The sequence below is a fragment of the Pseudomonas helvetica genome, assembly GCF_039908645.1.
Lineage (GTDB): Bacteria > Pseudomonadota > Gammaproteobacteria > Pseudomonadales > Pseudomonadaceae > Aquipseudomonas > Aquipseudomonas helvetica.
Map to the genome: position 1 here is coordinate 4,823,138 of NZ_CP150917.1, position 18,289 is coordinate 4,841,426.

Consider the following 18,289-nt stretch of genomic DNA (forward strand, 5'->3'; position numbering starts at 1 on the left):
GAAGCCAAACCGGATTCCCCCAGTCAAAGGCCCGGAAGTTCTGCAACAGCCGCCGGAAGGATAAACTCCTGATAGCCAGAAACGATCACGTAGACCGCGAAATAGCAGAAGATCGCTGCAGATGCGAGGTAAGAGTAGCGCAGCAGCTTGTCACCCAAGAGTTTGCCGCCCTGGGTCGCCGCCAGGCACAGGGCAACGCACCACAGCAGCCCGGCGCAAAAGAACCCTGCCAGAAACAGTGCGGCATTGCTCAGGCTACCGCCCCCGGAACGGGCAATCAGCGTACCGCCGACCGCGGCGAACCAGAGAATCGCGCTAGGTGACGACATTGCCAGAAAAATCCCACGGAAAAACTCCCGCCGATGGGAACCGGCACTGACCTCACCGGCCTCTGCCAATACGGCGCTGTGATAAATCGCCGAGTGAATCATCTTCGCCGCGAAGTACAGCAGCAATGCCGAACCACCGACCCACAGTACCCAGCGCACTGCCGAGTACTGCAACAGCACCGTCATGCCCGCCAGCGCCAGCACCGCGTATACCAGGTCGCCGACACAGGTGCCGAGCCCCAACGCAAAACCCTGAAAATACCCGCGCTGCATGGCCAGTGTGATCATCGCAATATTGGCCACACCGATGTCCAGGCACAAAGAAAGGCTCAGTAAAAAGCCGCTGGAAAACTCCATTTTTCATCTCGTTTATAAGGTGGTAGTTGAGTAAATTCAAACTTCTGCAAGAAGCATGCGCGCGCGGGTTGAGAGTGAAAACTTGCGCATGCGATCAACCGCGTGGTGAAAAATAGTTGAACCTCACCACTAGACAATCGGCCATCAGCGCCCTTATCTTCCGCCACAGGCCACCGCAGTGGCCAGCGTCGCTCGGACGGTTCCGGGCGCTTACGTTACTCGAGGCAACAATGGCCGAACAAGGTTCGCCGCGCCGCTTTGCGCGCATAGATCGACTCCCCCCTTACGTATTCAATATCACTGCCGAGCTGAAGATGGCCGCCCGTCGTCGTGGCGAAGACATCATCGACTTGAGCATGGGTAACCCTGACGGCCCGACTCCACCGCACATCGTCGAAAAACTGGTGACCGTTGCCCAGCGCGAAGACACCCACGGCTACTCCACCTCCAAGGGTATTCCGCGTCTGCGCCGGGCGATTTCCAATTGGTACAAGGATCGCTACCAAGTTGATATCGACCCGGAAAGCGAAGCCATTGTCACCATCGGCTCGAAGGAAGGCCTCGCGCACTTGATGCTCGCCACCCTCGACCAGGGCGACACGGTGTTGGTGCCGAACCCGAGCTACCCGATCCACATCTACGGCGCAGTGATTGCCGGCGCACAAGTGCGCTCGGTGCCGCTGATCCCCGGCGTGGACTTTTTCGCCGAGCTGGAGCGGGCCATTCGCGGCTCGATTCCGAAGCCGAAGATGATGATTCTCGGCTTCCCGTCCAACCCGACCGCGCAGTGCGTCGAACTGGATTTCTTCGAGCGGGTGATCGCCCTCGCCAAGCAGTACGACGTGCTGGTGGTGCATGACCTGGCCTACGCCGACATTGTCTACGACGGCTGGAAAGCCCCGTCGATCATGCAGGTGCCGGGCGCCAAGGACATCGCGGTGGAGTTTTTCACCCTGTCCAAGAGCTACAACATGGCCGGCTGGCGGATCGGTTTCATGGTCGGCAACCCGGAACTGGTCAACGCTCTGGCACGGATCAAGAGTTACCACGACTACGGCACCTTCACCCCGCTGCAAGTGGCGGCCATCGCCGCGCTGGAAGGTGATCAGCAGTGCGTCAAAGACATCGCCGAGCAGTATCGGCAACGGCGCAACGTGCTGGTCAAAGGCCTGCATGAACTGGGCTGGATGGTCGAAAACCCGAAAGCCTCGATGTACGTCTGGGCCAAGATTCCAGAAGCCTATGCGCATATGGGTTCGCTGGAGTTCGCCAAGAAACTGCTGGCCGAAGCCAAGGTCTGCGTATCGCCGGGCGTGGGCTTTGGTGAATACGGGGATGATCATGTGCGCTTTGCCCTGATCGAAAACCAGGACCGGATTCGTCAGGCGGTCCGCGGGATTCGCGGGATGTTCCGGGCGGATGCGGCGGCGGGTTGATCCCTGCGTTTAAGCCAGTAGAACGAAGAATGCCCCTGTGAGTGTATTGCGCTCACAGGGGCATTTTCGTATCGGGAAGTTGATCGCTAGCGTTATGGCTGTAACGTAGTCGCGCCTTTGTAGTAGAAAGGTTTCATGTCGATAACCTCCTCCAGTAACGTACAGCCGACCCCTTCACGCGCAGCGTTGTTCATCAGACCTGGGTCATGATCAATCATCCAGCTGAATAGCCCCCCAAGCTTATGCTCCACCACGTATTCACCTTTCAATTTTACGGTTCGAGGCGTATCCAGTGACATAAATACTTTGGTTGTTCGATTATAGAGAAAGTCTGCGTTTGCTCTTTCATCGGTATACAAGATAAAGCCATTCCGGGGTTCGCGCGTCTCCAGATCAAGATAGTGTTTCAACATACCAGGCATTTCTGTCACGCCAGGCTCAAAACATCCAGGTGTCGAATTAGAAACATCGTCGCTTCCCGGGCGTTGCTCGTATTTCCCCACCAGTGGTGACACGCTTGTCAGTTCAGCTTGCTGAGCATTTCGACTGTAGTTGGCGTACCCGACATAAATCATATTGGAGGGCACGCCAAGTCCCAATAGGTACTGCACCGCCGCATCAACAGAGTTCTCGTTAATGTCATCAGGGTCACTGCGATATAGATTGCAATGGTGCTGAAGCTGTGTCGCCCAAGGCGTACCAAAAAAGTCATAAGCCATGACGTTAACACCATCAAGGCCTGCCTTAATAAGCGCCGGAATACTGGATTTGGCCAATTTGGCCGGGGCAGCAATCGAAGCAATGCTTATTTTTACCGCAGGCAACCTGGCCTTCAACTCTCGTATCAATTCAGCAAAGTAAGCCGCATCATCGTCATCGTAGGGATTACCCAACCAAGTGTCACTCGGCCCAGGTTTATTACCTTCCACCCCTGGATATTCCCAATCGATATCAATGCTTGTGAACATGGGAAATGTTGTGAAAATAGTCGCAATTGAATCAATAAAAATCTTTCTTTTTGCAGGGTCTCGCTCGCGCGCGACGGCATAAAAGGCATAGCTCATAGACCAACCGCCAAGGCTCAGGGAAAGCTCCAGGCCAGGATTAGACTGATAAATTTGAAGCAAAGCCCCCAGCACACCTTGCGCTTTTTCGGGTCGATAAAGATCTGAATAGTCTTCGCTGGCATACCCTGGGAAATTGCAGTTGATATAGGCTGCCAGATCATTCCAGGGATCAATAAACCTCACATGCCCACTCCATTGTGCTTCGGCTGCCTCCAATTCAGCATCCGTCGGCCTCTCGGGGTCTGCTGGCGGACTCACAAGCCCCCAGAGGACTAGAGAGTTGTAGATCGGAATCCGATTAACACCTTTGTCCCCCACAATGGCTAAAAAACCGAGAATCAATTTGTGGAAGGTCCCGGTTTTGCCCAGGAATCTCGTCAAGTTGGTTCCACGTCCTCCCCTGGCGTAGCTCGGGTCAGGTTCACCAGGTCCATTGCCATAACGGGTATCGCCAATCAACCAATCGCCACTATAACCAAAACACTTAAAGCCATTGTCTGCGTACTTATTGAACACATATTTTGTCGTACGATCTGGCCCCGGGGCATAGGACAACTGATCGTCTCGCGTGGCGGGATCAAATTTATTGACCGCATAGGTTTTTTCGGCCGCGCCCTCCGCCCATACAACACCGTTGACTAAAGTGCCTGGATCGGTGTCATTGATAAGCTCGCTCACTGTGACTTTTCGGTTTGCCTGCGTTGCACCTGGTTCTTTAGCGGTCATAAGTTTTTCTCCCTACGCACGTAGATAAGTCACGAACTCATGAGCAACTTTTACGCGCGGCACAATACAGCGCCTACCTGTCAAAGTTGACAGTGCCGACGAGTGGTATTCAGGGATTGAGGATCGCAAAGAAGAAAGCCGCGACAAGGATTGAATATCCTCTCGCGGCTCAGATGACTCTGTAAGTCCGGCACCCGCATAAGGCGCAGGCACCGTAATAAATCAAACCACCAACGACAGCAACATGATGAAGCCCAGAGCAACGACGGACAGGATGGTTTCCATCGCGGTCCAGGTCTTGAAGGTTTCGGCCACGGTCATGTTGAAGTACTGCTTGACCAGCCAGAAGCCTGCGTCGTTGACGTGCGACAGGATCAACGAACCCGCGCCGGTGGCCAGCACCAGCAATTCGCGGTTCACGCCCGGAATCATCCCCACCACCGGCACCACAATGCCTGCACCGGTAATGGTCGCCACGGTCGCGGAACCGGTCGCCACGCGGATCACCGCCGCGACCAGCCAGGCCAGCAGGATCGGCGAAATCTGCGCGCTCACCGCCATGTGGCCAATCACATCGCCCACACCACTGGTCACCAGCATCTGCTTGAAGCCACCGCCGGCACCGATGATCAGAATGATCGCCGCGGTCGGCGCCAGGCTGGCGTCGAGCAGTTTTAGGATCTGTTTGGAACCGATGCCCTGACGATGCCCGAAGGTGTACAGCGACAGCAGCAGCGCCAGCAGCAACGCCGAGATCGGGTGACCAATCATGTCCATCCAGGTGCGGAAGAAATGCCCGTCCGGCAGTGCGATGTCGGCAAAGGTTTTCAGCAGCATCAGAAACACCGGCAACAGCACGGTGATCAGCGTGATGCTGAAGCTCGGCAAGGTGCTGGAGTGCGGCTCGCGAGCCAGTTGATCCACCAGTTCCTGGTTAGGATGGCCGGGGATGTACTTGGCGATGAACGTGCCGTAGATCGGACCGGCAATGATCGCGGTCGGCAGGGCAACGATCAGACCGTAGAGAATGGTTTTACCGATGTCCGCACCGAACACCCCGATGGCCAGCAATGGCCCCGGATGCGGCGGAACCAGACCGTGCACGGCAGACAGACCGGCCAGCAACGGGATACCGATCTTGATGATTGAAACGCCGGTGCGCCGGGCAACGATGAACACCAGCGGGATCAGCAGTACAAAGCCGATTTCGAAGAACAACGGGATACCGACCAGGAAGGCCGCAAACATCATGGCCCATTGCACGCGCTCTTTGCCGAACGCGCGAATCAGGGTCTGGGCGATCTGATCCGCCCCACCCGACTCGGCCATCATTTTGCCAAGCATGGTGCCCAACGCAAGGATGATCCCGACAAACCCGAGTACCCCACCAAAACCGTCCTGGAACGCCTTGATGATGGTGCCAATCGGCATGCCCGAGGTCAGCCCGAGAAAAGCCGCAGCGATGATTAATGCAATGAAAGGATGAAGCTTGAACTTGGTGATCAGGACGATTAATCCAATCACGGTGATCACTGCATCAAGCAGCAAAAACGACTCGTGGGACATGCCAAACATGGGGGGTATCTCCTGTTTGTTGTTGTTATTGAAGCGGGTTATTCAGAAGCCGTCAGGACAGCGCTATCTCTTGCAACAACACTCAGCCGGCGAGTTTCAAACCATGACTGAGCCACCAGGCGTGGGCCTGCCGGGCGAGTTCATCGACGTTGTGCTTCGAGGCATCGAGCGCTAGGGTCAGTGGCTCGCCAACGGGGGATTCAAGGGTCGCGAACTGGCTGGCGATCAAGGTCGAAGGCATGAAATGCCCCGGACGATGAGCCACGCGATCGGCGGCGACTTCAGGGGTCAACTCGAGGAACACAAAACCCAGGCCCGGCAAGGCGCTGCGCAAGCGTTCACGGTAACTGTGTTTGAGCGCCGAGCAGGTCAACACCGGGCGTGCGCCCGAGGCATCGACGCGACGCAACTCCTCGCACAGGCTGTCGAGCCAGCCGGCACGATCGTCGTCGTTGAGGGGAATACCCGCGCTCATCTTTTCGATATTGGCGGCAGGGTGAAAGGTATCGCCTTCAATGCCGGTTGCACCGCTCAGCTGGCACAGGGCCTCGCTGACGCTGGACTTGCCGCAGCCGGCCACGCCCATGATGACCAGGGCGGTGATGGGTTGACTCATGTAACACCTCAGCGCGCAGACAGCGCTACCTTTGCTACGTGAAACTCTAGTGCAAAAGCAGGCATTGCCGACGCCTTCTTGTCATTTTTATGGGTTGCAGCACGTTCTTTCCCAACGCCAAACAACAGGGATCAGGCAATCCCTGCTCAAGCATTTGCAGCCGCATCGAGACAGCGCTACCTTAGTGCCTTGAATTTTGTTTGGCAAGCTGCCCGATGACCTCCACTAAAAACGATAAAAATACTCGCACCACCGGCCGCCCTACCCTCAATGAAGTCGCCCGTCTGGCGGGTGTGAGTCCGATCACCGCGTCCAGGGCCTTGCGCGGCATCAGCACCGTCGCCACCGAGCTGGTGGAAAAGGTCCAGCAGGCCGCGCTCGAACTGAACTACGTGGTCAACCCCGCCGCCCGCGCCCTGGCCTCGGCCCAGAGCCATTCGGTGGTGGTGCTGGTGCCGTCGCTGTCGAACCTGCTGTTCATCGAAACCCTTGAAGCCATCCATCAGGTGCTGCGTCCCAAAGGCTTCGAAGTGCTGATCGGCAACTATCACTATTCCCGTGATGAAGAAGAAAACCTGCTGCGCAACTACATGGCCTATCAGCCAAGAGGGTTGCTGCTGACCGGTTTCGATCGCACCGAAAGTGCCCGCCGGATGATCGAAACCAGCAATATCCCCTGCGTCTACATGATGGACCTGGACCCGGGCGCCGGCCTGAACTGCGTCGGCTTCTCGCAATTGAGTGCCGGCGAAACCGCCGCACAACACTTGATCTCCCGCGGTCGGCGACACCTGGCCTACATTGGCGCACAGCTCGACCAACGCACCTTGCTGCGCGGCGAAGGCTTCCGGCGCGCCTTGCAGCAAGCCGGCCTGTACGACCCGGACCTTGAGTTGCTGACACCGCGTCCCTCTTCGGTGGGCCTTGGTGGCGAATTATTCCTGCAGCTGATGGCCAGCCATCCGCAGGTTGACGCGATTTTCTTCGGCAACGACGACCTGGCCCATGGAGCCCTGCTCGAAGCCATGCGTCACGGGATCAAGATCCCCGAACAAGTCGCCGTCCTCGGCTTCAACGACCTGCCGGCCTCGGCGCACATGGTGCCGCGCCTGAGCAGCATCAGCACCCCGCGTGAAGCCATCGGCCGGCGCGCCGCCGAACACATGCTGACCTTGATGGCCGGCAACTCGGTGGCCAATCCGGTGGTCGATATGGGGTTTGAATTAAAGGTTCGCGAGAGTACCTGAGCCCGACAGCTCTACGTGCAAATGTGAGCGTTGCCCTTGACCCCGCTGCGTCGAGGGCAGCCGGCCAAACGTTGAAACATCATTATCCGGCACACCCGCGATCCACGCTTGATGCCGGCGATCAAAAACTGCCTTGCCGCCCATCCAAAAGGAGACGGTCCGGCGCTTGTGATGAATGCAGGGCACGCCAACCTCGATGAAGTGTGGGTAATGACCACCGACCTCACTATCGAGTATTTAAGATCGCCCAATCCAGGGTGGGCTGATAGATTCCAGACGCTCGCCTCCTCCCCAGAAAGAGACAGACATGAACGGACTCAAGGTACTGCTGACCGGCGCCTGCGGCAGAATTGGCAAAACTTTTTTCGAGGCGTCGAAGGACCGCTACACCTTCACCCTCACCGACCGGGTCGAGCCCGGCTTCACGGTCAACGCGCCACATCGGTTTTTCTGCCTCGACCTGAGTGACGCGGCAGCCGTCAGTGCCGCGCTCGAAGGCATCGACGTCATCGTGCACCTGGCCGGCATTCCTCACGCCACGGCATCGTTCGACGAGTTGTTACCCAACAACATCCTGGCCACCACGTATCTGTTTGAGGCCTCGGTGGCGGCCGGTTGCAAGCGGTTGGTGTTCGCCAGCAGTGCGCAAACCATCGAAGGTTACCCGGTGGACCGGCAGATCACACCGGGCATGCCCGTCATGCCGGCCAATCTCTACGGTGTCAGCAAATGTTATGGCGAAGCCCTGTGTGCTTTCTATTCGGCCAAGCGTGGTCTGTCGACTATCGCGCTGCGCATTGGCGCATTCGAGTTCCCGGATCGTCATGAACTGACCAATGCCCGGGACCTGAGTGCATGGCTCAGCCCCCGCGACGCGGTGCAGTTACTCCAGCGCTCGGTGGAGGTTGAAGGTGTGCAGTACCTGATCGGCCACGGGATTTCCAATAATCGCTTCAAGCGTCTGGACCTGAGCGAAACCACGCGGGTGCTTGGCTATGAACCAGTAGATGATGCATTCCAGCTGTTTGACATCCCCATCGCGCCCCTCTGAGTACCTCGCCCGACAATCAGCGAAATGCCTCGCGCAAACCGCTCTCGGACCTTCCCGCCAACAGCATCGGATGCGTCCCACAGATTTGTCGGAAACGCTTGCCATCGTTTTTTTTACGCGTGCCGTAGCCTGTTTGGAGCTGCTTTTAACCGCCCCAAGGAGTCTTATGTCATGCACACGGACCCGCAAAAACAGCAAGGGTTACTCTCACGCTGGAGCGAAGCCCTGGCGACCGAGGCGTTCACGTCTCGCCGGATAAGCCTCGGCCATCTGTCCGATACACTCGAGTTCAGCACCCGCGCAAGCTTTCAGCGCTTATTGCAGGCGCTGCTGCGCGAAGGCCTGCTGAATCCAAAAAGCCTGAAAGCCGAAGGCTCAGTGCATTGGCTTACACTGCTCGATGGTGCCCGGTTGTGTTTCGAAGGGCTTATCCCGGCGCGGATGAACAGTTGGGACCTACAGGGCGACATCACGCTGCATCGCTCTGAATGCCCAGCACAAAAACTGCTGTTTCCTTCACAGTTGCTAAACCTGCTCTGCACGCAACTTGAGCCTTTACCGTCACCCGAAGTCCTCGTTCGCCTGTGCGAGGAGCTTGATGACAGCTTCTGCAACGCCACCTTGTGCCAGGCCTTTCACCACGGCTGGAGCCGGCAACTGCGTGAACAGTTCAAGCTCGCCGATGACGATAATCTGCTGACCTGGCTCAAGAGCAACACCGCCCACCCGAACCCGACATCGGTGCTTGAACAGTGGGGCACGCTGGGTCATCCCTGGCACCCGAACTACAAGACCAAGCTTGGCTTGGGCACCACGGAGGTCATTGCTCTATCACCGGAATTCGAAGCCTGCGTGCCAGTCGTCCTGTGCGCCTTGCATCGGCAATGGGCTCACGTCGAATCGTTGATCGGACCTGAGCATTACCGCGGCTGGTGGCAAGGGCATTTCCCGCTCGCGGCCGAACAATTGATCCAGCACCTTCTAACCCAAGGTCTCGACCCGGATGACTACCTGCCCATCCCCGTCCATCCGTGGCAAGCCGCAGAGGAACTACCGCGCTCGTTTGCTCGCGAAATTGCCGACCGCGTGCTGGTCGTGACCACCATCATTGCGTTCAACGGTCAGCCGACCATGTCGTTTCGCACCCTGGCGCCCAACGCAAACCGCTGTTCACCGATGGTCAAGCTTCCGGTGGCGCTACGACTGACCAGCGTGCAGCGCACCCTTTCGCCACGCTCTGCGCGGATGGGGCCAAGGGTTAGCGGATTGTTGCTGCAAATACTCAAGCAGGAGCCGCAGATTCGAGCTGTGTTGAACATCGTGCCGGAACGTATCGGCGTGCATTACTCGCCGCAACCGGCAGATGATCAACGCTCCCGGCACCTGGCGGTACTTTACCGGGACAACCCGTCGAGCGTGTTGCAACCGGGTGAAATGGCCGTTCCCGTTGGCAGCCTGTTCGCCCTGGATGAACGCGGACAACCGTTACTGCGCCAGTGGGTCCGGTTGGCCCAAGGAGGCGACGGCAGACCGGAACTGCTGCGTTTTTGCCGTGACTATCTATCGATCGCCGTTCCCGGATTGCTCGGTCTGTACCTGATCTACGGGGTCGCCTTTGAGGCGCACCAGCAGAACAGCTTCATGGTCATGAGTGCCGAGGGACAGTTAAGCCGACTGCTGGTACGTGACTTCGGCGACATTCGGATTCACCGCCAGACTTTGCACCGGCAAGGCCTAGACCTTCAGTTGCATGACCCGCAGATGACGCTGTATGACGATGCGGACTTCGTGCGCGACAAACTCTTGCACACCACCTTCATGTGCCATCTCGGTGAGCTGGTTCTGCTCTGCGCCCGGCATTGGAAGATGCCGGAAGATGCACTTTGGAATGAGTTGGCCATTCAGATCAGCGACTGCTTTGACCACCTGCGCGAACGGGTCGAGCCTCAACGCTGGGCAATCGAGCGTCTGGCCTTGCTGAAACAGGACTGGCCGGCCAAATCGTTCATGCGCATGCGCTTGCTCGACAGTGCGCTCGATATCGTCGGTCGCCTGAGCAACCCGCTTCGCGTGCACTCTTAAATAGTCGCTGGAACGACAAAAAGGATTCTCGATCAAGTAATGACACTTGATCGAAATCCTTTTAGTTGCATGACGTTTTAACCAAGTTGCAATGTCGAGTTGAATTGACTGATGGCGTCCACCACATGCCGTGAACCCTGTTGAATTTCCAGGATCACCTCGCCCGCTTCATTGGCCAGTTCCACACCAAGTCCAGTACGACTCAAACTTGATTGCATGCTCGACACTGCACTCAAGGACAAGTCGTGGTTCTTGCGCACTACTTCCACAATTTCCACGGTTGCGTGGCTGGTTCGTGCCGCCAGGCTACGCACCTCGTCGGCAACCACCGCAAATCCTCGCCCATGTTCGCCGGCCCGCGCAGCCTCGATTGCGGCGTTGAGTGCCAGCAGATTGGTCTGATCGGCGATACCGCGAATGGTCTGAACAATGGTGCCGATGATGTCGGACTGTTTGCTCACCGCATCGATGCTGAGGGCCGCTTCGTTGAGATCCCTGGAGATCTCTTCGATGATCTGCACGGTTTGCTGCACCACCTGCGAACCTTTCTGGGCGCACGCGTCGTTTTGCACCGAGGTTGAATGGGCCGACTCGGCGGCAGTCTGCAACGTGGTCATTTGCCGGGTGATGTCGCTGGCGAACTTGACCACTTTGTACAAGCGGCCCTTGGTGTCGAAGATCGGGTTGTACGAAGCTTCGAGATAGACCATGCGACCGTGTTTGTCGACCCGTTCAAACCGACGCGAATGGAATTCGCCCCGGTTGAGCGAAGCCCAGAATGCCTTGTAGGCCGCCGACTCGCTCTCCGAGCGATGACAGAACAGGCTGTGGTGCTGACCCACTACTTCGTTAAGTGAATAGTGCATGGTCTGCAAAAAGTTATCGTTGGCAGTAATCACCCTGCCATCGGGGGAGAATTCGATCACCGCCATGGCACGGCCCAAGGCATTCACTACGCTCTGGTTTTCATGCTCTTTATTGATTCGGGCCGTGATGTCCGAGGCCACCTTGATCACGCTTCGTACGTGCCGGTCAGTCCCGATCACCGGCATATAACTGGCCTCAAGCCAGACTTCCTTGCCACTCTTGTTCATGCGCAAGAAGGTGCCACTGTTTGATTCGCCACGACCCAATTCACGCCAGAAGCGCTGGTAATCTTCGCTTTTGGCGTAATCCTCTTCACAAAAAATCCGGTGATGCTTGCCGCGCAACTCCTCGATGGAATAGCCGACGGCCTTACAAAAGTTTTCGTTGGCCTCGAGGATCACACCGGTGGGGTCAAACTCGATCATTGCCATGCAGCGGCTGATTGCCGCCAACTTGGCATTGGCCTCGGTCAATGCGCAGCTAAATCGCTCTATCTCAAGCAAGTCAGACTTGTGGTGTCGATTGAACATGGTGGTATCACCTTCAGCGCTGTCTTTTGATGAACGGAAGTTCCTAGTCTTTCACTGGACTTACGACGACTTTCCACAGAACAGGCAAACGCATCCTCAGACGAAGGATAAGAGTCAGGTGATCAATGATGATTAATCGGAGTGTCCATAACGCAACGCTCTTATCAAGCCATCCTTTTCTTGATACCCCGTGCAGGGGCCAACCCAACATTCACAAGTAATTCCCTCTATGAAACACTCCTTTTCACCGCAGTGCCTTGAGTTGCACACTCTTATCGATCATTCAATTTACAGCCGGCCGCAGAACACTGACTCAAGCACAATCAGGCTGAGGCATCGAGACTTTCACGCTTTATAAATTGACCGGCATCAGTAGCTACGAGTGAGCATAGACAGCAACGCCACGGATGCAAGGCCATCAATAGGCCATCTTTTTATCGATGGTCAGAGCGCCGCAGTCTGGAGCATCGCCAGCAGCGCCTGCACCGCCGCAGAGGGTTCCCTCAACGGTGTCGCGACCAACGCAAACTCTCGATGAACAGGCACCGCCAACGGCAGCACGCGCAACCCCTTGCGATTGGCTGGCAAGGTCATTTCCGGAACCAGTGTCACCCCGACGTTTTCTCGAACCAGCGTGAACGCACTGCCCCACTCTCGAACTTCAACCCGGACATCCAGCAGCGCAAGACCTGCATCCGCTGCCAGGCTGCGGGCATTGACGCTGCATCCACCAGTGGCCAGCACGAATGGTTGCCCGACCAAGGTCTCCAACCTCAATCCGTGCTCGTGGTTTCCTCGAGCCAATGGGTGCGCCATCGGCAGCACCGCAACCCAGGTATCTCGCCCCAACATTCCGGCATTGCGTTCAGGTGGAGGATTGAGCACCACGCCCAGATCAACCAGGCCAGCGCCGAGTAACGCTTCGACTTCGTTGTCGCTGACCTCCAGCGCCACCACCTGAATACCGGGATAAAGTTGCTTGAACTGGCGCAACAGCGGCGGCAGAAACGTTGCAAGCACCATCGGAAAACTGGCCAGGCGAATCGTGCCACGCTGAATATCCCGCGCCGCGTCGGCAGTAGCCCGGATGGTCTCAAGGGCCTGAAGCATCACCCGCGCCTGTTCGATCACGTGCACTCCGACCGCGGTCGGCAAGGTCTGACGGTTTTCCCGGACAAACAGTTGAATACCGAGCACGTCCTCAAGCAAGGCCAGCGCCTGACTGGCCCCCGACTGAGTCATGCCGACACGCTCGGCAGCGCGAGTAATGTTGCCCGTGTCGGCGATAGCCACCAGCATCCGCCAATGCATCAGGTTCATCATGGCAGTAGCTATCCTTATGGCTGATGTCTGAAAGATTAATTTTACGACATGCGCGGGCGACTATGACACTGATCAAAATCCTCACCTGGAACCCTGATCATGAAGTTGTATTTTTCGCCCCAAGCCTGTTCCCTTGCGCCGCACATTGTTCTGCGTGAACTGCAGCTGCCATTCGAGCTGGTCCGCGTCGACAACCGAACGAAGAAGACCGGCGACGGTGCCGACTTTCTTGCGATCAATCCGAAAGGTTATGTCGCGGCGCTGCAACTGGATAACGGCGATGTGCTGACCGAGGGACCGGCCATCCTGCAATACCTGGCGGATCTTCGCCCGCTTGCCGGCCTTGCACCGACATGCGGATCCTGGGAAAGAGTGCGTTTGCAGGAGGTCCTGAACTTTATTTCGAGTGAGATTCACGGCGGCCTGGGACTGCTGTTCAACGTGCAGTTTCCTGATCAGGTGAAAGCGCTCTTCAAGGAGAAACTGTTCAAGCGGTTTGCCGTGCTGACCCAGACACTGGAACAACAGGATTATCTGCTGGGCGAACGCTTCAGCATCGCTGATGCCTATCTGTTCAGCGTACTGCGGTGGACTTCCTTGTTTGATATCGACCTGAAGCAATGGCCGCCGCTGGAGCGTTTTCAGGTACGGATTGGCTCACGGCCTGCGGTAAGCGAGGCGCTGGCGGCGGAAGTGGCGCACGACTGAAGATTGATCGCTGGCAAGCCCTGCTCCTACGGTGATGTGATGTGCTCGAGATCAAGGGCTCACGCAAAACCTGTAGGAGCACGGCTTGCCGGCGATGGCGACTTCATGAGCGCCATCACCGGTGAATGCCACACCTACAGACTACTGCTGACTTTCGTCGCGACCTGCGTCGGTACCCAGCCTTGCCACACCTGCGGTTGTTCACGCAGGAAGGCCTGTGCGGCTTCACGCGGTTTTTGGCGTTTTTCGCTCATCTGGCCGAGGGTCTGGTTCAGCAGATCGATCGGTAAATCGACTTTCTCGAAGAACGCCACCAGGTCCGGGTATTGGGCCTTGAACGGTGCCGAGACGCCAATGGCCAGGTTGGCCGGCATCGAGCGCGTACCTTTGGGGTGTGGGTTGTTGGCGTCGGCCAGGGTTTTCCAGGCATCGGCATCGAAGGCCGGTTCGTCGAGCTTCACCAATTTGAAACGCCCCAACAGCGGTGTCGGCGACCAGTAGTAGAAAAGTACCGGCTTGCCGCGCCGAATCGACGAACTGACCTCGGCATCCAGCGCCGCCCCCGAGCCGGTGCGGAAGTTGACGAAGCTCTCGTTCAACGCATAGGCCTTGAGCTTCTGGCTGTTGACGATCTCCGAGGTCCAGCCGGTCGGGCTGTTGAGAAAGCGCCCGCGAGTCGGGTCTTCCGGATCCCGGAACACGTCCTTGTAGCGCGCCAGATCGGCGACCGATTTCAGCTCCGGCGCCAGCGGTTTGATCCCGCGCTCGGGGTCGCCCTTGATCACATATTCCGGCACCCACCAACCTTCGGTAGCGCCTTTGACGGTATCGCCCAGGCCAAACACTTTGCCCTCGGCCTGAGCCTTGATCCAGGCTGGACTACGCCCCGCCCACTCCTCGCCGATGACCTGAATATCATCCTTGGCCAGCGCGGCTTCAAGGCTGACGGTGCTGCCCGGCAGCGTGTCAGTCGGGTAGCCATAACCTTTCTCGACGATCAAACGCAGGATCTCGGTGATCAGGCTGCCGCTTTCCCAGGTGATGTCGCCGAAGTGAATGGGTGCGACTTTTTCCGCCGCGGGGGCCTGTGTCGCCACAAGGCTGAAGACCAGCAGCGAACTGCCGAGCCAGGTTTTGATTGATCTCATGCGGACCTCAGGGTGGGGGGTGAGAACAATGGTTGATTGGCGCTGCGCTGGCAAAGCGTCTGACAGCGGGTCATGTAGACGCTGACCGAACGCTGGGAGATGCCCAGTTCGGCGGCGATTTGCGGGTAAGTCAGGCCCTCGAGCCGTGACAGCAGGAACGTCGCCCTGACCTTGCCCGGCAAGCGGTCAAGCGCCTGATCGAGAACACTCAAGGTCTGCAACTGCTGCGTCAGGTCTTCCGGCGACGGCCCTTGGCAGGGCTGAATGTGCCGCAACTGATCAAGGTGTTCACGCTCGCGGTCCCGTCGGTGCCAGAGACGATAAATCACCCGCTGAGCAAGAGTGGTCAGCAAGGCACGAGGCTGTTGGATCGACGTCAGGTTCGGCGAGTCGAGGAGCTGCGCAAAGGCCTCGGCGGCGACATCTTCGGCGCTGATGCCAGCATCGAGGTAGCCGCGCAAGCGATTGCACAACCAAACATAATGACAGCGGAACAATCCGCCGACGTATTCGCTGTGAGAAAGGTCGGTGCCGGACATGGAGGCTCCAATCGATAGGGTTGCGCTGGATGTCCGGTGGTCCGGTGCAGCGATCCTAGCAAGGAGCCTTATTCTTTAATAATACTTAAAAACTATTTTTATATATTTTTTAGAAATAAATAAATCACATCGTCCACCAATCGCGTCAATCCTCAACGCAGTCGTCCATACCCCAGCTCTTCGGCTTCCTGCCGGTAATCCAGGAGGATCCGGTAGTCGCTTTCAGTAGCCGGCAACACCTCGTGGAGCCCCAGGACTTCAACCACATCAGGCAGTTCATTCAACGCCTGGTTCATCACCTCGCGAAGGTGCCCGATTTGCCCGTCCGTCAGGCTGGCGACCCCGATATACGGCAAGGTTGGGCTGAACGCACTGCGCGCCATCACCCGCAGACCTTCGACCTCCTGCGGCGCATGGCGTGCCAGATAGGCGAAGGTCACGCTGTCGATGGACGCCAGATCCGCGCGCCCGTCACGCAGCCAGCGCAGGCTTTCCCGGTGACTGCCGCTGACCGAGACGCTGGAAAAAAACTGACCATTGCGTTGCAACGCAGCGATGCGGTGACGCAACAGATTCATCCCGCTGTTGGAGTCCTCGCCATTGATCACCGCTCGGCACTCCAGCAGCGCCGGCAAGGTTCGGCGCGGGTCGTCGGCCCGGGTCAGCAGCAGGCTGCAATGGTTGCCAGCGCTGCTGTCCGGTAGCTCATAACGCGGCCGACCGATCACCCGCACCTGCCCGCGCAGTGTCGTCATCAGCGGATAGCCACAGGTCTGCGTGAGCAGTAATTGCGGGGCCAGCCAAAGCTCCATCAACGACAGGCCTTCAGCGTTCAAACGGGTCGCGCCGAGCCGCTCGACGATACGCGCCAGCCAGTGTTCATTGGCCTGACGTATCGGCTCGGGGGCGACGTACATCAGTAATTCTGCAAAACCTGAAATCATGCCGCTTCTCAACTGAAGGGATGCTGCGGACTGTCGACGGGACTGAGCCCGTGCCGACGCAACAGCTCACCATAGCCGCGCACCAGAAACCCGCCACTGCGCACCTGCCATTGTTCACGTCGCGCGCGATAAACCTGCGGCAAATAGAACCACGGCAAACCCGGCAGATCGTGATGCACCAGGTGCAGGTTCAGGTTCAGGAACAACCAGCGCCAAGGCCAGGCAGCCTCGTTGAGCACGGTGCGTTTTTGCGATTCGCGGTGCGGACGATGTTCATAGTAGGAACGGATCGCCCCGACCGACAACGCCGGCACGCTGATCAAGAACAGGTAATGCCAGACGGGAACAGCACTGTAACCCGCGATGAAGGTCAGCATCAGCACGGTCAACGCGCCGTGGGTCAGCCACATCAACCAGGCCTGGCGATCTCCGTGGCGCAAGCGCTGGAATTCTTCCTTGGCCAGCGCCAGTAACGCCAATGGCGCACCGACGGCGAAGCGCCCCAACACGGTTTTGTTCAGCCAGTGCAGGCTGCGCTCGAACACTGAACTGCCCTGCCACTGCTGCGCGCTCACATAGCGACTTTCCGGATCGCGGCCGGGTAACGTCAGGTCCTCGTCGCGGTGATGCAAAAGGTGGCTGTCGCGGTACAGGGTGTACGGGTACCAGACGGCAAATGGCGCGTAACCGAGGAGTTTGTTCAGCGAGGTAAAGCGCGTCGGATGCCCATGCAACAGTTCATGCTGGACCGACATCCACAGCACCACGATCGGTATCAGCAGCAGCGTGCTCAACCACAGTCCCAGCCAGGCGCTGGCCAGCAGTACGCCAAACCAGGACGCGTAGACGCCGATCAACAACAGCCAGGTCGGCCATTCGCTGCGACCGGCAAACGTTCGGCGCAGGGTTTTAATTTCTTCACGCAGGTTTTGATCAAGGTAATAGGACATGGCTCGGCTCAGAACAGGACAAGCCAACAGACAAATGTCGGCCTTATCCCCTTCTGTGCAACGACACGGGGAAATCTTGCAGCTCAATGGCTGATTTACCTGGAAGTGAACACTTGAGAATGAACGCGGAGCCCGATTGCCGGGCTCCGTCAAAGCGGGCTCAGTGCCCGAACACACCGACCTTTTTGGCCTTCTTGTCAGCGCGTTTTTCAACGGCTGTCTTGGTCGGTTTCTTTTTCGCCGCTTTCTTCGAATCCATGCCTTTGCTCATAATGCACGCTCCACCAACTGGGAATATGAGATCAGGTATACACCTATCTCGCAGCGTTGGTTCTTTTATAATAGGCGCATTTTTCGCAGTGACCCTCTCGCACATGCCCAACACCCAGTACACCCAGCTTGCCGAGCCACTGTGGCCTTTGCTGAACAAGTTTTACCGCAGTCACCAGTCATCGATGAAAGCGGTTCGCGACGCTCAACTGTGGGTAGGCAAGCGCGACGAGATCATCGCCGGGCTCTGTTTGCGGCCGATGGCGGAGGGGTTTTGGCTGACGGGGTTATTTGTCGACCCGGCCCTTCGGGGACAAGGTATTGCGGGGGCGTTGATGGCCCAGGCGCTGGTGCAGATCAAGGCGCCGGTATGGCTGTTCTGCCACCCGGACTTGCGCAGTTTTTATGAGTGCAATGGCTTCACTGCGGACCCGTTGTTGCCCTATGCACTGGCCGAGCGCCTGGCTCGCTATAAACGCAACAAGCCGATGATCGCCATGGGCCTGGAGCCGGGCAGGTAAACA

16 protein-coding genes are annotated in these 18,289 nt (G+C 57.7%); 6 read left to right on the plus strand and 10 right to left on the minus strand.

Annotation, left to right across the window (positions count from 1 at the left end; genetic code table 11):
• Window positions 1–23: 23 nt before the first annotated feature.
• The gene (locus AABM55_RS22450) at window positions 24–686 is read right to left on the minus strand and encodes a LysE family transporter (RefSeq protein ID WP_347927803.1); all 663 of its coding nucleotides are present in this window, start codon (window positions 684–686) and stop codon (window positions 24–26) included.
• Between the two features lie 230 nt (window positions 687–916).
• Between AABM55_RS22450 and alaC the strand changes: the two genes are divergently transcribed.
• On the plus strand, window positions 917–2,122 hold the full coding sequence (gene alaC / locus AABM55_RS22455) for an alanine transaminase (protein WP_103314971.1): 1,206 nt from the start codon (window positions 917–919) through the stop codon (window positions 2,120–2,122).
• A 92-nt stretch (window positions 2,123–2,214) separates the two neighbouring features.
• Here alaC and AABM55_RS22460 read toward each other — a convergent pair whose 3' ends face one another.
• From AABM55_RS22460 to AABM55_RS22470, 3 genes are all read right to left on the minus strand, one after another.
• Window positions 2,215–3,915: a glycosyl hydrolase family 18 protein gene (locus tag AABM55_RS22460; protein WP_347927804.1), complete on the minus strand. Its 1,701-nt coding sequence runs from the start codon at window positions 3,913–3,915 to the stop codon at window positions 2,215–2,217.
• A gap of 222 nt (window positions 3,916–4,137) precedes the next feature.
• Window positions 4,138–5,490, minus strand: coding sequence for a GntP family permease (locus AABM55_RS22465; protein ID WP_103314973.1), 1,353 nt, complete (start codon window positions 5,488–5,490; stop codon window positions 4,138–4,140).
• A gap of 82 nt (window positions 5,491–5,572) precedes the next feature.
• On the minus strand, window positions 5,573–6,106 hold the full coding sequence (locus AABM55_RS22470; protein ID WP_054593660.1) for a gluconokinase: 534 nt from the start codon (window positions 6,104–6,106) through the stop codon (window positions 5,573–5,575).
• A 215-nt stretch (window positions 6,107–6,321) separates the two neighbouring features.
• Between AABM55_RS22470 and AABM55_RS22475 the strand changes: the two genes are divergently transcribed.
• The 3 genes from AABM55_RS22475 (at window position 6,322) to AABM55_RS22485 (ending at window position 10,486) form a co-directional block, all read left to right on the plus strand.
• Window positions 6,322–7,353 (plus strand): LacI family DNA-binding transcriptional regulator, encoded by a 1,032-nt coding sequence (locus tag AABM55_RS22475; RefSeq protein WP_054593661.1) that lies wholly within the window; start codon window positions 6,322–6,324, stop codon window positions 7,351–7,353.
• 307 nt (window positions 7,354–7,660) lie between these two features.
• On the plus strand, window positions 7,661–8,404 hold the full coding sequence (locus AABM55_RS22480) for an NAD(P)-dependent oxidoreductase (RefSeq protein WP_054593662.1): 744 nt from the start codon (window positions 7,661–7,663) through the stop codon (window positions 8,402–8,404).
• Window positions 8,405–8,575: 171 nt separating this feature from the next.
• Window positions 8,576–10,486 (plus strand): IucA/IucC family protein, encoded by a 1,911-nt coding sequence (locus AABM55_RS22485; protein ID WP_347927805.1) that lies wholly within the window; start codon window positions 8,576–8,578, stop codon window positions 10,484–10,486.
• A 77-nt stretch (window positions 10,487–10,563) separates the two neighbouring features.
• On the opposite strand, the gene AABM55_RS22490 is transcribed toward AABM55_RS22485, so the two are convergent.
• Both AABM55_RS22490 and AABM55_RS22495 read right to left on the minus strand, forming a co-directional pair.
• Window positions 10,564–11,883, minus strand: a complete 1,320-nt coding sequence (locus AABM55_RS22490; protein ID WP_054593664.1) for a PAS domain-containing methyl-accepting chemotaxis protein — start codon at window positions 11,881–11,883, stop codon at window positions 10,564–10,566.
• Window positions 11,884–12,327: 444 nt separating this feature from the next.
• The gene (locus AABM55_RS22495; protein WP_347927806.1) at window positions 12,328–13,206 is read right to left on the minus strand and encodes a LysR family transcriptional regulator; all 879 of its coding nucleotides are present in this window, start codon (window positions 13,204–13,206) and stop codon (window positions 12,328–12,330) included.
• A 99-nt stretch (window positions 13,207–13,305) separates the two neighbouring features.
• On the opposite strand from AABM55_RS22495, the gene gstA reads away from it, so the two are divergent.
• Window positions 13,306–13,914: a glutathione transferase GstA gene (gene gstA / locus AABM55_RS22500; protein ID WP_347927807.1), complete on the plus strand. Its 609-nt coding sequence runs from the start codon at window positions 13,306–13,308 to the stop codon at window positions 13,912–13,914.
• 134 nt (window positions 13,915–14,048) lie between these two features.
• Here the strand turns inward: gstA and AABM55_RS22505 are convergent, their stop codons facing one another.
• The 4 genes from AABM55_RS22505 to AABM55_RS22520 form a co-directional block, all read right to left on the minus strand.
• The gene (locus AABM55_RS22505; RefSeq protein WP_347927808.1) at window positions 14,049–15,062 is read right to left on the minus strand and encodes an ABC transporter substrate-binding protein; all 1,014 of its coding nucleotides are present in this window, start codon (window positions 15,060–15,062) and stop codon (window positions 14,049–14,051) included.
• Window positions 15,059–15,601, minus strand: coding sequence for a sigma-70 family RNA polymerase sigma factor (locus AABM55_RS22510; RefSeq protein ID WP_103314980.1), 543 nt, complete (start codon window positions 15,599–15,601; stop codon window positions 15,059–15,061). Before AABM55_RS22510 ends, AABM55_RS22505 begins: the two co-directional genes overlap by 4 nt.
• Before the next feature lie 152 nt (window positions 15,602–15,753).
• Complete coding sequence (locus AABM55_RS22515; protein WP_347927809.1) at window positions 15,754–16,545, minus strand: PhnD/SsuA/transferrin family substrate-binding protein; 792 nt, start codon at window positions 16,543–16,545, stop codon at window positions 15,754–15,756.
• A gap of 8 nt (window positions 16,546–16,553) precedes the next feature.
• Complete coding sequence (locus AABM55_RS22520) at window positions 16,554–17,495, minus strand: fatty acid desaturase (RefSeq protein WP_347927810.1); 942 nt, start codon at window positions 17,493–17,495, stop codon at window positions 16,554–16,556.
• Window positions 17,496–17,869: 374 nt separating this feature from the next.
• Between AABM55_RS22520 and AABM55_RS22525 the strand changes: the two genes are divergently transcribed.
• Entirely contained in the window at window positions 17,870–18,286 is a 417-nt protein-coding gene (locus tag AABM55_RS22525) for a GNAT family N-acetyltransferase (protein WP_054593667.1), read from the plus strand.
• Window positions 18,287–18,289: the final 3 nt, after the last annotated feature.